General features: G+C 63.6%; 12 protein-coding genes. 2 read left to right on the top strand and 10 right to left on the bottom strand.

Features of this window, described 5'->3' with window-relative positions:
- Positions 1-54: 54 nt before the first annotated feature.
- Positions 55-630, top strand: a complete 576-nt coding sequence (locus tag K1T73_RS01530; protein ID WP_220602250.1) for a gamma-glutamylcyclotransferase family protein — start codon at positions 55-57, stop codon at positions 628-630.
- A 3-nt stretch (positions 631-633) separates the two neighbouring features.
- On the opposite strand, the gene gltX is transcribed toward K1T73_RS01530, so the two are convergent.
- The 10 genes from gltX to mutM all read right to left on the bottom strand — a co-directional run bounded on the left by gltX (position 634) and on the right by mutM (position 13,380).
- On the bottom strand, positions 634-1,959 hold the full coding sequence (gene gltX / locus K1T73_RS01525; RefSeq protein WP_220602249.1) for a glutamate--tRNA ligase: 1,326 nt from the start codon (positions 1,957-1,959) through the stop codon (positions 634-636).
- A 197-nt stretch (positions 1,960-2,156) separates the two neighbouring features.
- Positions 2,157-3,800 (bottom strand): chaperonin GroEL, encoded by a 1,644-nt coding sequence (groL, locus tag K1T73_RS01520; RefSeq protein ID WP_220602248.1) that lies wholly within the window; start codon positions 3,798-3,800, stop codon positions 2,157-2,159.
- 64 nt (positions 3,801-3,864) lie between these two features.
- Entirely contained in the window at positions 3,865-4,152 is a 288-nt protein-coding gene (gene groES / locus K1T73_RS01515) for a co-chaperone GroES (protein WP_220602247.1), read from the bottom strand.
- Positions 4,153-4,332: 180 nt separating this feature from the next.
- Complete coding sequence (gyrB, locus tag K1T73_RS01510) at positions 4,333-6,750, bottom strand: DNA topoisomerase (ATP-hydrolyzing) subunit B (protein WP_220602246.1); 2,418 nt, start codon at positions 6,748-6,750, stop codon at positions 4,333-4,335.
- A gap of 96 nt (positions 6,751-6,846) precedes the next feature.
- Entirely contained in the window at positions 6,847-7,956 is a 1,110-nt protein-coding gene (gene recF, locus K1T73_RS01505; protein ID WP_220602245.1) for a DNA replication/repair protein RecF, read from the bottom strand.
- A gap of 85 nt (positions 7,957-8,041) precedes the next feature.
- Entirely contained in the window at positions 8,042-9,160 is a 1,119-nt protein-coding gene (gene dnaN, locus K1T73_RS01500) for a DNA polymerase III subunit beta (protein ID WP_220602244.1), read from the bottom strand.
- Positions 9,161-9,293: 133 nt separating this feature from the next.
- Positions 9,294-10,658, bottom strand: coding sequence for a chromosomal replication initiator protein DnaA (gene dnaA / locus K1T73_RS01495; protein WP_220602243.1), 1,365 nt, complete (start codon positions 10,656-10,658; stop codon positions 9,294-9,296).
- A gap of 473 nt (positions 10,659-11,131) precedes the next feature.
- The gene (rpsT, locus tag K1T73_RS01490) at positions 11,132-11,395 is read right to left on the bottom strand and encodes a 30S ribosomal protein S20 (RefSeq protein WP_220602242.1); all 264 of its coding nucleotides are present in this window, start codon (positions 11,393-11,395) and stop codon (positions 11,132-11,134) included.
- A gap of 292 nt (positions 11,396-11,687) precedes the next feature.
- Positions 11,688-12,464: an enoyl-CoA hydratase gene (locus K1T73_RS01485; RefSeq protein ID WP_220602241.1), complete on the bottom strand. Its 777-nt coding sequence runs from the start codon at positions 12,462-12,464 to the stop codon at positions 11,688-11,690.
- 64 nt (positions 12,465-12,528) lie between these two features.
- Positions 12,529-13,380: a bifunctional DNA-formamidopyrimidine glycosylase/DNA-(apurinic or apyrimidinic site) lyase gene (mutM, locus tag K1T73_RS01480; RefSeq protein ID WP_220602240.1), complete on the bottom strand. Its 852-nt coding sequence runs from the start codon at positions 13,378-13,380 to the stop codon at positions 12,529-12,531.
- A gap of 87 nt (positions 13,381-13,467) precedes the next feature.
- Between mutM and ubiE the strand changes: the two genes are divergently transcribed.
- A complete protein-coding gene (gene ubiE / locus K1T73_RS01475) occupies positions 13,468-14,211 on the top strand; it encodes a bifunctional demethylmenaquinone methyltransferase/2-methoxy-6-polyprenyl-1,4-benzoquinol methylase UbiE (protein ID WP_220602239.1) in 744 nt (247 codons plus the stop codon).
- The last annotated feature ends 7 nt before the right edge of the window (positions 14,212-14,218 follow it).

The raw sequence follows: 14,218 nt of genomic DNA, 5'->3' as shown, positions 1-14,218 counted from the left end.
TCCATCCTGACGGCACAACTGCCCTGAGACATTGACTCAGATCAAAGGCCCGGCATGAATTCGCATGACGCCTATTTCTTCGGCTATGGCAGCCTGGTGAACCGGAACACCCATCATTTCGCGGATGCGCACCGGGCACAGCTGCGCGGCTGGCGGCGGGCGTGGCGCCATACGTCCCTGCGCGAAGTGGCGTATCTGACCGTGGTGCCGGATGAAGCCAGCGTGATCGACGGGCTCATCGCCGCGGTTCCGGCGGATGACTGGGCCGCGCTCGACGAACGGGAGGGCGCCTATGATCGCGTGAAGGCGTCGCATCAGGTGATCCACGAACTGGACCATGCCCCGGAGATCGCGGTCTATTCGGTTCCCGATGGCCTGCATCGCGCCCCGGACGAGAAGGGGCCTGTCCTGCTGAGCTATATCGACGTCGTCGTACAGGGCTATCTCGCGGAATACGGTGAAGAGGGTGTGGTCCGCTTTTTCGAGACGACCGATGGATGGGATGCTCCGATCCTGAACGATCGCGCGGCACCACGCTATCCTCGCCACCAGTCGGCCGATGCGGATCTCCGCGATCTCGCCGACCAGCACCTTCGCAAGGTCGGCGCCTCGATCAGGCCGGTCTCGTGACGGTCAGGGACGCGCGCGGATCGTCTGCAGGAGCGGCAGAAGCTGCGCCATGTCGGGACCATGCGACTGCCCCGTCAGCGCCTTTCGCAAGGGCATGAAGAGGCCCCGGCCCTTCCGGCCCGTCGCCTCCTTCACGGCGCCCGTCCACTGACCCCAGGTGCTTTCGTCATGGGGCGCTTCCGGCAGCATCTCCATTGCGGTGGCGACGAACTCGCGGTCCTCGTCGTCAATGACCGGCTCCGCGCCATCACGGCAGAGCGCCCACCACGCCTCGAGATCGCGCAGCGTCGTGATGTTCTCGCGCATGACCGCCCAGAACCGCGGTCCGAGATTTTCGGGGACGCCAGCTGCGAGAATGGTGTCCTTGACAGCGTCGTAGGGCAGGCTTTGCAGATGCCGCGCCGTGAGCGGGTAGAGGTCGTCGCTGTCGAACTTGGTGGGTGCGGCGCCGAAACGCTCGATATCGAATCCCTCGATGAGTTGGCTCATGTGGTCCCGAAGCTCTACCGGATCTGCCGAGCCCAACCGTGCCATGAGGCTCAGGAGCGCCATCGGCTCGATCCCCGCGGCGCGCAGGTCGCGCAGGCTGAGCGTGCCGAGGCGCTTCGACAGGGACTCGCCTTGCGGTCCGGTCAGCAGGGAATGGTGCGCGAACTGCGGGACGGTGCCGCCCAGTGCCTCGATGATCTGTATCTGTGTGGCGGTATTGGTCACGTGGTCCGATCCGCGCACGACATGGGTCACGCCCATCTCGGTATCGTCGACGACCGAGGCCAGCGTGTAGAGCACCTGTCCATCCCCCCGGATGAGGACCGGATCGCTCACGCTCGCGGCGTCGATGGAGACGTCGCCGAGGATACCGTCGGTCCACTCGATGCGCTCCTGCCTCAGTTTGAACCGCCAGACGCCGGCGCCGCGCTCAGCACGCAGGGCGTCCTTCTCGGCCTCGGTCAACTTCAGCGCGGCGCGGTCATAGACCGGCGGCTTGCCCATGTTGAGCTGTTTCTTGCGCTTGAGATCAAGTTCGGTCGGCGTCTCGAACGCCTCGTAGAAGCGATCCATCCGGCGCAGCTCGTCCGCGGCCATGGCATAGCGGTCGAGTCGATCCGACTGGCGCTCGACCCGGTCCCAGGTCAGGCCCAGCCATTCGAGATCCTGCTTGATCGCATCGACATATTCCTCCTTCGACCGCTCGGGGTCGGTGTCGTCGATGCGCAGGATGAACGTCCCCCCGGCCTTGCGCGCGATGAGGAAGTTCATCAGCGCGGTGCGCAGGTTGCCGACATGGATGTAGCCGGTGGGCGACGGGGCGAAACGGGTGACGGTCATGATGAAACTGCTCCAGTGTTGCGCGGGCTTTGTCACAGCGACGGAGGTTTGTCCAGAAACCGCAGGACCTCGCCAAACGTGAAAGGGCCGCCCGGAGGCGGCCCTTGTAACATGCGTGAGGCGGTGCACGGCTCTCGGCGATTTGCAGGCAAATCCCCTGCTGCCGCGCCCTTGTCGGTTTTCGCGGAGCGAAAACCTTACATCATGCCGCCCATGCCGCCCATGTCGGGCATGCCGCCGCCTGCGCCAGCGCCTTCCTTCTGCGGCTTGTCCGCGACCATCGCCTCGGTCGTGATGAGCAGGGCCGCGACCGATGCCGCGTCTTGCAGCGCGTGACGGACTACCTTGGCGGGGTCGATCACACCGAACTTGAACATGTCGCCATATTCTTCGGTCTGAGCGTTGAAGCCGAAGGTCTTGTCATCGCTTTCGCGAATCTTGCCGGCCACGACCGAGCCGTCCACGCCGGCGTTCTCGGCGATCTGGCGCAGCGGGGCTTCGAGCGCCTTGCGCACGATCGAGATACCCACGTTCTGGTCGTTGTTGGCGCCCTTGAGACCTTCGAGCACCTTGCCGGCCTGAACCAGGGCGACACCGCCGCCCACGACGATCCCTTCCTGAACGGCCGCGCGGGTCGCGTTCAGAGCATCGTCAACGCGGTCTTTGCGCTCTTTCACTTCCACTTCGGTCATGCCGCCGACGCGGATCACCGCAACGCCACCGGCCAGTTTCGCGACACGCTCCTGGAGCTTTTCGCGGTCGTAGTCGCTGGTGGTTTCCTCGATCTGGTTGCGGATCTGGGCAACGCGGGCCTCGATTTCCGACTTCTCGCCAGCGCCATCGACGATGGTGGTCTCGTCCTTGGTGATCTGCACCTTCTTGGCCGAACCCAGCATGTCCATGGTGACCGACTCGAGCTTCATGCCGAGGTCTTCCGAGATGACCTGCCCGCCGGTGAGGATCGCGATGTCCTGCAGCATGGCCTTGCGGCGATCGCCGAAGCCCGGTGCCTTGACCGCCGCGATCTTGAGACCGCCGCGCAGCTTGTTCACGACGAGCGTGGCGAGAGCTTCGCCCTCGACATCCTCGGCGATGATCAGAAGCGGCTTCTGCGACTGGATCACCTGCTCGAGCAGCGGAACCATCGGCTGGAGGCTCGACAGCTTCTTCTCGTGCAGGAGGATCAGGCAGTCCTCGAGCTCGGCCGTCATCTTGTCGGCATTGGTGACGAAATAGGGGCTGAGGTAGCCGCGGTCGAACTGCATCCCCTCGACCACGTCGGTCTCGGTCTCGAGGCCCTTGTTCTCCTCGACGGTGATGACACCCTCGTTGCCGACCTTCTGCATCGCGTCGGCGATCATCTTGCCGATGCTCTCCTCGCCGTTCGCGGAGACGGTGCCGACCTGGGCGACTTCTGCGCTGTCGGACACGTCGCGAGCGGCTTTCTTGATCGCTTCGACGACCTTGGCGGTGGCCATGTCGATGCCGCGCTTGAGATCCATCGGGTTCATGCCGGCGGCGACCGATTTCATGCCTTCCTTGACGATGGCCTGGGCCAGAACCGTCGCGGTGGTGGTGCCGTCACCGGCCTCGTCGTTGGTGCGGCTGGCGACTTCTTTCACCATCTGCGCGCCCATGTTCTCGAACTTGTCCTCAAGCTCGATTTCCTTGGCGACCGACACGCCGTCCTTGGTGATGCGCGGAGCGCCGAACGACTTGTCCAGAACCACGTTACGACCCTTGGGGCCAAGCGTCACCTTGACCGCATCGGCCAGAACGTTCACGCCGCGCAGCATCTTGTTGCGGGCATCGGTATCGAATTTGACGTCTTTAGCAGCCATATCTCGATTTCCTTCGAATTAGCGTTTCATGGGGTGCGCGCGTATCGCACACCGTATGCGACGATCAGGCCTGAACGCCCAGGATGTCGCTTTCCTTCATGATCAGAAGCTCTTCGCCGTCGATCGTGATCTCGGTGCCCGACCATTTGCCGAACAGGACGCGATCACCGGCCTTCACGGCCATCTCGATCAGTTCCCCGTTATCCTTGCGGGCGCCGTCGCCGACGGCCACGATTTCGCCTTCACTGGGCTTTTCCTTGGCGCTGTCGGGAATGATCAGGCCGCCAGCGGTTTTCTCTTCGCTCTCAACGCGGCGAACAAGCACGCGGTCATGCAGCGGTTTAAATGCCATCTTCGAGGCTCCTTAGGCTCAAAGTTACTTCCAAAGCCCGTCAAGCGGACCATTAGCACTCGGATCGTCCGAGTGATAACAGCGCATAGCTAGGGAGTCGCCGAAGCCAAGTCAACTGGGATTATCCTAAAAATTTGAGTGGAGCTGAGGGGCCGCTTCCGCCCCCTCGGCAACGGTATCTCAGAAATCCAGGTTCTCGACGTTGAGCGCGTTTTCCTGGATGAAATCCCGCCGTGGCTCCACGACGTCGCCCATCAGCTTGGTGAACAGATCGTCCGCCTCGGCCACGTCGTCGATCCGAACCTGCAGGAGTGTGCGCGCATCCGGGTCGAGCGTCGTCTCCCAGAGCTGATTGGGGTTCATCTCGCCCAGCCCCTTGTATCGCTGGAGCGTCAGGCCTTTCTCACCTTCCTTCAGGATCGCGTCCAGAAGGTCGAGCGGGCCATAGATCGCCTGCGTGCGATCCTTGCGCAGAAGCGTCGCGGGCGTGGCGTAGATCTCGCGCAGGGTATCGGTCATCTGGTCGATGCGCCGTGCCTCGCCGCCCCGCAGGATGGGGCCATCGAGCGTGCGCACTTCCTCGACGCCGCGCAGCATGCGGGTCAGGCGAATTCCGTGATCCTGCGTGATGCGGCCGGTCCAGCCGCGCTCATACTCGACCGCGATGAGATCGAGCCGCCGGGCAACCGCGTCGGCCACGCCTTGCAGGTCGCTGTCGGCCCGCCCGGAGACGAAGGCGCCCGCGATGGCCGCCTGCTCGACGATGTTGCGGGGATAGTGCGTCGGGAAGGCCTCGATGATGCGCTTGGCCTGGCGGGCCTCCTCGACCACGCGGACAAGATCGTTTCCGATGATCTCTTCGCCCGAGCCAAGCCGCAGAGCGGCATCCTCGGTGCCCTGCGCGATCAGGTAATCCTCGAGCGCCGCCTGGTCCTTGAGATAGACCTCCGACTTGCCGCGCGACACCTTGTAGAGCGGCGGCTGCGCGATATAGAGATACCCGCCCTCGATAAGCTCGGGCATCTGCCGGTAGAAGAACGTCAGCAGAAGCGTCCGGATATGCGCGCCGTCGACATCTGCGTCGGTCATCAGAACGATCTTGTGATAGCGCAGCTTCGAGATGTCGAACTCGTCGCGTCCGATCCCGGTGCCGAGCGCCATGACGAGGTTGCCGATCTCCTGGCTGCTCAGCATACGGTCGAACCGCGCGCGCTCGACATTGAGGATCTTGCCCTTGAGCGGAAGGATCGCCTGCGTGCCCCGGTCGCGGCCCGTCTGCGCGCTGCCGCCCGCGGAATCGCCCTCCACAATGAAAAGCTCGGTCTTGGAGGGATCCTTCGAGGAGCAGTCCTTGAGCTTGCCGGCGAGGAAGTTCACGTCCATCGCCGTCTTGCGCCGCGTCAGCTCGCGGGCCTTGCGTGCCGCCTCGCGGGCGAGCGCGGCCTCAATGATCTTGCCGACGATCAGCTTGGCCTCGTTCGGATTCTCCTCGAACCACTCGGCCAGCTTCTCACTCACCAACCCCTCGACCGCGGGCCGGACCTCGGAACTGACGAGCTTGTCCTTCGTCTGGGACGAGAATTTCGGATCCGGCACCTTGACCGACAGGACGCAGGTCAGCCCCTCGCGCGCGTCATCGCCGGTGAAGTTGACCTTTTCCTTCTTGGCGATGCCGGAAGATTGCGCATAGGCGTTGATCGTCCGCGTCAGCGCGCCCCGGAAGCCCGCCATATGGGTGCCGCCGTCGCGTTGCGGGATGTTGTTGGTGAAGGGCAGCACCGTCTCGTGGTAGCTGTCATTCCACCACATCGCCACCTCGACGCCGATATCGTCACGCTCACCGGTGATGAAGATGGGCTCCTCGATCATCGCGGACTTGTGGCGATCGAGATACTTGACGAATTCCTTGACGCCGCCTTCGTAGTGAAGCTCGGTCTCGATCGGTTCGGCGGGTCGTTCATCGCGCAGCAGAATGCGGACACCCGAGTTCAGAAAGGCCAGCTCGCGCAGGCGGCGTTCAAGCGTCTCGTAGCTGTAATCGAGGTTCGAGAACGTGTCCGTCGAGGCAAGGAAGCGCACCTCGGTTCCCTTCCGGCCATTCGCGTCGCCCACGACCTTGAGGTGCTCGACCGTCTCGCCCCGCTCGAAGCGGGCGACGTGTTCCTTGCCATTGCGCCAGATGCGAAGCTCGAGCCAGTCCGAGAGCGCGTTCACAACCGAGACACCGACGCCGTGCAGGCCGCCGGACACCTTGTAGGAGTTGCTGTCGAACTTGCCGCCGGCGTGAAGCTGGGTCATGATGACCTCGGCGGCGCTGACCCCTTCCTCTTCATGGATCGCGACGGGAATACCACGGCCGTTGTCGCTTACGGATATGCTGGAATCCGCGTGGATCGTGACGGTGACGCGGTCGGCATGACCGGCCAGCGCCTCGTCGATACCGTTGTCCACGACCTCATAGACCATGTGGTGCAGACCCGAGCCATCATCGGTGTCACCGATATACATGCCGGGGCGCTTGCGCACCGCGTCCAACCCCTTGAGAACCTTGATGGAATCGGCGCCATACTCTTCGGGCGCTGCTGCTGCCTCGGACATCTCTGCGATCCTTGTTCGTTTGGCGGGTTTATAGGCTCTTCGGCGGGGGATGTCACGTGCGGGTGGGCATTATTTCATTGACGTTTCGCGCGTCGATCACCCCTTCTCGACACTCACTCGCGAGAGCGCGTCGTCTTCGGTCACTTCGACGTGCTGGGCGCTATCGCCGAGCTCGGAAAAAAGCTCCGCCCCCGTGCCCGTCATCCAGGCCTGCGCGCCCAGGGCAACGATCTCGTCATATAGCGCCGCGCGCCTTGCGGCATCTAGATGGGCCGCCACCTCGTCGAGCAAGAGGATCGGCGGCGCACCGAAATCCTCGGCCAGGGCACGGGCATTCGCGAGGATCAGCGAGACGAGAAGCGCCTTCTGCTCTCCGGTCGAGCAATCGCGCGCCGGGACGCCCTTGGCGGCATACAGACCGTGCAGATCGGCGCGATGCGGACCGATCAGCGTTCTGCCTGCAGCGAGGTCGCGAAAGCGGCTTTCCGACAGGGCCTCGCGGAAATCCGCGACGCTCTCGGGCATGGGCGCCTCGGTGGTGACGAGTTCCAGCTCGGCCACGGGAAACGCGGTCGCGGCCCCCTGCTGAGCTTCGGTCAGCCGGGCGAGGGCGGTCAGGCGGTTGCGGTGAATGGCAAGACCGCTTTCGGCCATCTGCCGCTCGAGCGCGACATACCAGTGGCCGTCGCGCACCTGGTCCTTGAGCAGCCTGTTGCGTTCGCGCATGGACTTTTCATAGGCCAACGTCGCCTCGGCATGGTCGGGCATGAAGCTCATGGTCATCCGGTCGAGAAAGCGCCGGCGTCCCTCGGTGCCCTCGATCCAGAGCCGGTCCATGGACGGCACGAGCCATAGGAGGCGCGCGATGCGTCCGAGCGTGGTCTGCGCCGCCATCTTGCCGTCGATCCGTGTCTGCCGGGCCGCGCCCTCGTCCGACCAGATCTCGATCTCGTGAACCTGATGGAGCGAATGGAGGATGCAGGTGACCTTCCATCCAAGCGCCTCGGGCCTGCGTGCCATTTCGGCCGCGCCCACGCGACGCAAGCCCCGGCCCGGTGACAAGAGCGAGACGGCCTCGATCAGGTTGGTCTTGCCGGCGCCGTTCGGCCCGTGGATCGCCACGGGCCGGGCGTCCAGCGTGAGCCTCGATGCCTTGTGGGATCGGAAATGCGAAAGGCTCAAACTGGATAGATAGAGCCCGCTCAACCCACAGCCTCCGGCCGCCTTGCGGAAGGCGGGCTGGAAAATTCAGATCGTCCAGCCCGGAATCTGGCGAGAGTCCGATCGCCCGTCACACGCGCATCGGCATGACGACATAGACCGCAGACGTATCGTTCCCCTCGCGCATCAGGGTCGGATCGCCGGAGGAATTGAACAGGAACACCGCGTTCTCGCGGTCCACCTGGCTTGCGATCTCGAGAAGGTACTTGGCGTTGAACCCGATTTCCAGCCGTTCGTCGCCGTAAGCCACGGCAAGCTCTTCCTCGGCGGCGCCGCTGTCGGGTGCGTTGACCGACAGGATGAGCCGATCCTCGTCAAGCGAGAGCTTCACGGCGCGCGAGCGTTCCGAGCTGACGGTCGCCACACGGTCCACCGCCCTGGCGAACTCGGCGGCATCGACCTCCATCCGGCGCGTGTTGCCCTGCGGGATGACGCGGGTGTAGTCGGGAAAGGTGCCGTCGATCACCTTGGACGTGAGGGTGATCTCGGGCGTGGCGAACCGGATCTTGGTCTCGCTCACCGACACCGCGATGCTCGCGTCGTCATCCTCGAGAAGCTTGCGCAGCTCGCCCACGGTCTTGCGCGGCACGATCACCCCGGGCATGTCCGCCGCGCCCTCGGGCAGTTCGGCGTCGATACGGGCAAGTCGGTGGCCGTCGGTCGCCACGCAACGCAGCACCTTGCCGCCATCGGCTTCGGCCACATGCATGTAGACACCGTTGAGGTAATACCGTGTCTCTTCGGTCGATATGGCAAATTTCGACTTGTCGAAGAGCCGCCGCAACTCCGGCGCCTTGGCCGAGAAATTCGACGCGTATTCCGAACTTGCCATCACGGGGAAATCTTCCTTCGGCAAGGTGGCGAGATTGAAGCTCGACCGCCCGGCCTCGACCGCCAGCCGTCCCGCGGCGGTGTCGTCGGTCAGCGTCACCAATGCGCCGTCGGGCAGCTTGCGCACGATCTCGTGCAGCGTGACCGCCGAAACGGTCGTGGCGCCTGCACGCTCGACCGTGGCGTTCGCCTTGTCCACCACCTCGACATCGAGGTCCGTGGCGCGGAAATGGACCGTGTCTCCCTCGGCTTCGATCAGGACATTGGCAAGGATCGGAATGGTGTTCCGCCGCTCGACCACGGATTGCGCCTGGGACACCGCCTTGAGCAGTGTGCCGCGTTCGATGCTGAACTTCATGTCCCTCTCCCTCGGAAGGCGCCCCTGCGACGCCGGGAGGGGCAAGGTATCATCCCGGCCCCTCCATTCAATTGATTTATGGTGTTTTGCGGCGTATCGCGAAACCCGTCAAGGGCGGCGGAGCCGGCGGGGATTATTCTTCGAGCGTGCGGCGCAGAAGCTCGATATCCTCGGCGATCTGGACATCCTTCTGGCTCAGCTCCTCGATCCGGCGGACGCCATGCATGACCGTGGTGTGATCCCGGCCGCCGAAGCGACGCCCGATCTCGGGGAGAGAGCGGCTGGTCATCTGCTTGCAGAGAAACATGGCGACCTGTCGGGGCCGGGCATAGACCCGAAGCCTCTTGGGTCCGACCAGGTCGCTCAGGCGGATGTTGTAGTGATCCGAAACCTGCCGCTGGATCTCCTCGATCGTCACTTGGCGTTCGGAGGCGCGCAAGACGTCCGCAAGGCAATCCTGCGTCAGTTCGAGCGAGATTTCCTGTCCCACGAGAGAGGCGAAGGCGAAGAGTCGCGTGAGCGCGCCCTCCAGCACCCGGACATTCTTGGTGATGCGATGCGCGAGAAACTCGAGAACGCCGTCCTGCAACACCAGATCGGGATACTGGTCGCGGTAGTAATCCACCTTGGACTGCAGGATGCCCAGCCGAAGCTCGTAATTCGTGGGGTGCAGATCGACCACGAGGCCGCATTGCAGGCGAGAGCGAATCCGTTCCTCAAGGTTCTCGATCTCGCCGGGGGCGCAGTCGGCGGAGATGATGATCTGCTTGCGCTGATCCACCAAGGCATTGAAGGTATGGAAGAATTCCTCTTGCGTGCTATCCTTGCCCGCGATGAACTGAACATCGTCGACCATCAGCACGTCGACCGAGCGGAACATCTCCTTGAAGTCCATCATCTTGCGTTCCCGCAGGGCCTGGACGAACCGGTACATGAACTGTTCCGCCGACAGGTAGACGACGTTCAACTCGGGCCTCTGCGCGTGCAGATCCCACGCGATCGCGTGCATGAGGTGCGTCTTGCCCAGCCCGACCCCGCCGTAGAGAAAGAGGGGGTTGAACGTCACCGGTCCCCCCTCGGCCACGCGCTTGGCCGCGGCATGGGCGAGCTCGTTCGGCTTGCCGACCACGAAGGTCTCGAACTTGAACCGCGGATCGAGCGGTGCGGTCGGAATACGGGCGTCACCCGCGGCGGCGGACGCGGCGCTGGTCGCCGGCCGGGGCGCGGGCTTGGCCGCGCGCGACGCCGGTGATCGTCTCTGCGGAACGGTGAAGTTCAGCCTGCTGATCTCGGGGTTGATCGACTTTGCCTTGAAGAGGATCTGGTCTCCGAAGGTCTGCGATACATACGACCCGAAGAAGCTTGTCGGCACGGCGAACGAGACGACGCCATTTTCCACTCCCTCGAGTTCAAGCGGGTCGATCCACGTCGTGAAGTTGTTCGTGCCGATCGTCTGCTTGAGTTCCTGCTTGAGCTCACCCCAATCATCGCTTGTCATTCTGCCTCGTTCCACGGTTTCATCAGGTTTCACCAAAAACCGGCGCACCCCACGCCGGCACTCCCAATGCAAGACAGCCTCGCGGCGAAACCCACGCTCTCGCAAGAATTCGGCAGCAGAAAACAATCTCCTCGAAAGAGAGTTTTCGGACTCATCTACCAAAATAACGACGGCGGCTGTCCCCCTGCCACACGCCCGCGGAACACGGATCTCCGCTTTTCGAACATGCTGCACATCCCCCAAGATCTGCTTCCCTTTCGGCATCGACATCCCCTGTCGATCTGGCCAGCGCGGGAATCGGCATGTTCAGCCAAGCGTGAATCGCAGGGGCAAACTACCAAGGGCGCGGGCGAGGCGGCAACTTATCTTCGCGCTTGACTCGGCCATTGCACGAAAAGAATCTTATTGTGTGAAAAGTTAAAGAAAAGGCGCCTCAGCGGGCGCCTTTTGGGATCAATGATTTAGGTGACCCTTCAGCCGAGAGCTTTCACCCTGGCGGACAGGCGCGAAATCTTGCGCGACGCCGTGTTCTTGTGGAAGACGCCGCGGGTGACGCCGCGCATGAGTTCGGGTTGGGCGGCGCGAAGGGCGGCGGTTGCGGCTTCCTTGTCGCCCGAGGCGATCGCCTCCTCGACCTTGCGCAGGTAGGTGCGGATGCGCGAACGGCGCGCCTTGTTGACGGCGAAACGCTTCTCGTTCTGGCGGGCGCGCTTCTTGGACTGCGGTGTATTTGCCATGATTATCAGACCTTTATTTCGGGTTCGTTGCGATGTTTCTCAGCACGAGGGTCAACCCGATCCGGCAGGCCTGTGGCCGGTGTGATTCTGGCCGAAGCGGGCCGCACGCGCATGTATGGGAGCGGCATATAGCCCCTTTGAACGGCAAAGCAAAGCCCGAATCCCGACGTCGGTATCCATGTCGGTATCCACGTCGGTATCACGTCGGTGCAAAGGTTAACGGCACATTAAAAGAAAATGCCCGCCACGTCGGGGACGGGCGGGCATCGGAAAGGAGAGGTATCCGGGCGGATCACTTGTCGCGGAATTGCGGCTCGCGTTTCTCGGCGAAGGCGTCCATGCCTTCCTTCTGATCCTCGGTCGCGAAGAGCGACTGGAACACGCGGCGCTCGAAGAGCAGACCCTCGCGCAGCGGCACCTCGTAGGAGCGGTTGACCGCCTCTTTCACGGCCATGACCGAGATCATCGACTTCTCGGCGATCTTGTTGGCGGCGGACATGACCTCCTCCATGAGCTTCTTGGCGGGCACCACGCGGCTGACGAGGCCCGCGCGCTCGGCTTCCTCGGCATCCATGAACCGGCCGGTCAGGTTCATGTCCATCGACTTCGACTTGCCGATGAACCGGGTGAGACGCTGCGATCCGCCCATCCCGGCGATGACGCCCAGGTTGATCTCGGGCTGGCCGAACTTGGCGGTGTCCGAGCAGATGATGAAATCGCACATCATCGCAAGCTCGCACCCGCCGCCCAGCGCGTAGCCCGAGACGGCGGCGATGATCGGCTTGCGGATACGCATGATTCCCTCGGCCTCGGGGCCGAACAGGTCACCCCCGAACGCCTCCACGAAGGTTTTCTCGGCCATCATCTTGATGTCGGCGCCGGCGGCGAATGCCTTTTCCGAGCCGGTGATGACGATGCAGCGCACCTTGTCATCCTGCTGCGCCTTGTCGAGCGCCGTGACGAGCTCGCTCAACAATTGGTCGTTGAGCGCGTTCAGGGCATCGGGGCGGTCCAGGGTGATGAGGGCGACGTGGTCTTCTACTTCGACGATGATCGTCTCATAGGCCATGGATGTTGCTTTCGCTTGTTCCTGTCTGGACCGCGTTCATAGCACCGATCGGGCGTGGTTCAACCTATCTTTGACAGCGGGGGCAATAGAAGGACGACCGGCCCGATTGCACCGCGCGCCGTATACGGCCCGTGCAGCCCGGCGTACGACACGGCCCACCCTCGCGGTCGTAGACGTCGAACCTGTGCTGGAAATAGCCCAGTTCGCCATCGGCCTGCCTAAAATCGCGCAGCGATGAGCCGCCCGCCTCGATGGCATCTCGCAGCACGTCGCGGATGACCGGGACGAGAGACGCGATGCGGGGTGCGGCGATACGGCTCACGCGGCGGAGCGGCGAGATGCCCGCGCGGAAGAGCGCCTCGCACACGTATATGTTGCCAAGCCCCGCGACGATTCGCTGATCGAGGAGCGCGGATTTGACCGGCATGCTCCGCCCCCGCAGCGCGCCGACGAGGTAATTCTCGTGAAAGCCGTTCCCGAGCGGCTCGGGGCCGATGCGGGCCAGAAGCGGATGGGCCTGCGACTCGTCGGTGCGCATGAGGTCCATCGCGCCGAAACGCCGCGGATCGTTGAAGGTGATACGCGCGCCGTTATCCATGTGCAGCACGACATGATCATGCTTCTCGGGCGCGGGATGATCATGGACGAAGCGGCCCAGAGGGTCGCCCGAAACGAGCATTCGGCCCGACATGCCCAGGTGGATCAGAAGCGTCTCGCCCGACGAGAGATCGGCCAGAAGATACTTGGACCGCCGCCCCAGCGTCGTCACCCGCTGGCCGGCAAGGCGCGTGGCCATGTCCGGCGGGAAGGGCCAGCGCAGGTCGGGGCGATTGACCTCGGCGCGGGTGATCACGGCGCCCTCCATCACGGGTGCGAGGCCGCGGCGGACGGTTTCGACTTCGGGAAGCTCGGGCATGGGTCACATCTTGTCGCGGGGAGGGCGGATTGTCACCGCCCCCAAGCACTCTATAAGAAGAGGCGAAACCATACCGGGACAAGACCCATGAGCGAGAAAACCACGCATTTCGGATACCAGACGGTGCCCGAGGGGGAGAAAGCGGGACGGGTGAAGGGGGTCTTCGGCTCGGTCGCGTCGAAATACGACGTGATGAACGACGCGATGAGCCTCGGCATTCACCGGGTCTGGAAGGACGCGATGATGGATTGGCTGGCGCCGCGGCCGGGCCAGCGGCTTCTCGACGTCGCGGGCGGCACGGGTGACATCGCCTTCAGGTTCCTGCAGCGGGCGGGCCGCGGACATGCCACCGTGCTCGACCTGACCGAGGCGATGCTCGTCGAGGGGCGCAAGCGCGCGGACGCCGAGAAGCTGGCCGACAGCCTCGACTGGGTCGTGGGCGACGCGATGGCGCTTCCCTTCGAGGACGCGACGTTCGACGTCTACACGATCAGCTTCGGCATCCGAAACGTCACGCGCCCGCAGGACGCGCTGTCGGAGGCGTTTCGCGTGCTGAAGCCGGGCGGCCGCCTGATGGTGCTCGAGTTCAGCCAGATCCCGAACGAGTTGATGCAGAAGGTCTATGATCTCTATTCCTTCAACATCATCCCGCGCATGGGCCACGTGATCGCGAAAGACCGCGACAGCTATCAATACCTGGTGGAATCGATCCGCCGTTTTCCCGACCAGGACACGTTCCTTTCCATGATCCGCGCCGCCGGGTTCGAGAACGCGAAATATCGCAACCTCACCATGGGAATCGCCTGCTTGCATTCCGGCTGGAAGATCTGAGGCGCCG

The sequence above is a fragment of the Roseovarius sp. SCSIO 43702 genome (assembly GCF_019599045.1).
GTDB lineage: Bacteria > Pseudomonadota > Alphaproteobacteria > Rhodobacterales > Rhodobacteraceae > Roseovarius.
The sequence above is the reverse complement of the archived record's forward strand: the minus strand, read 5'-3'. Positions and strand labels throughout refer to the sequence as shown.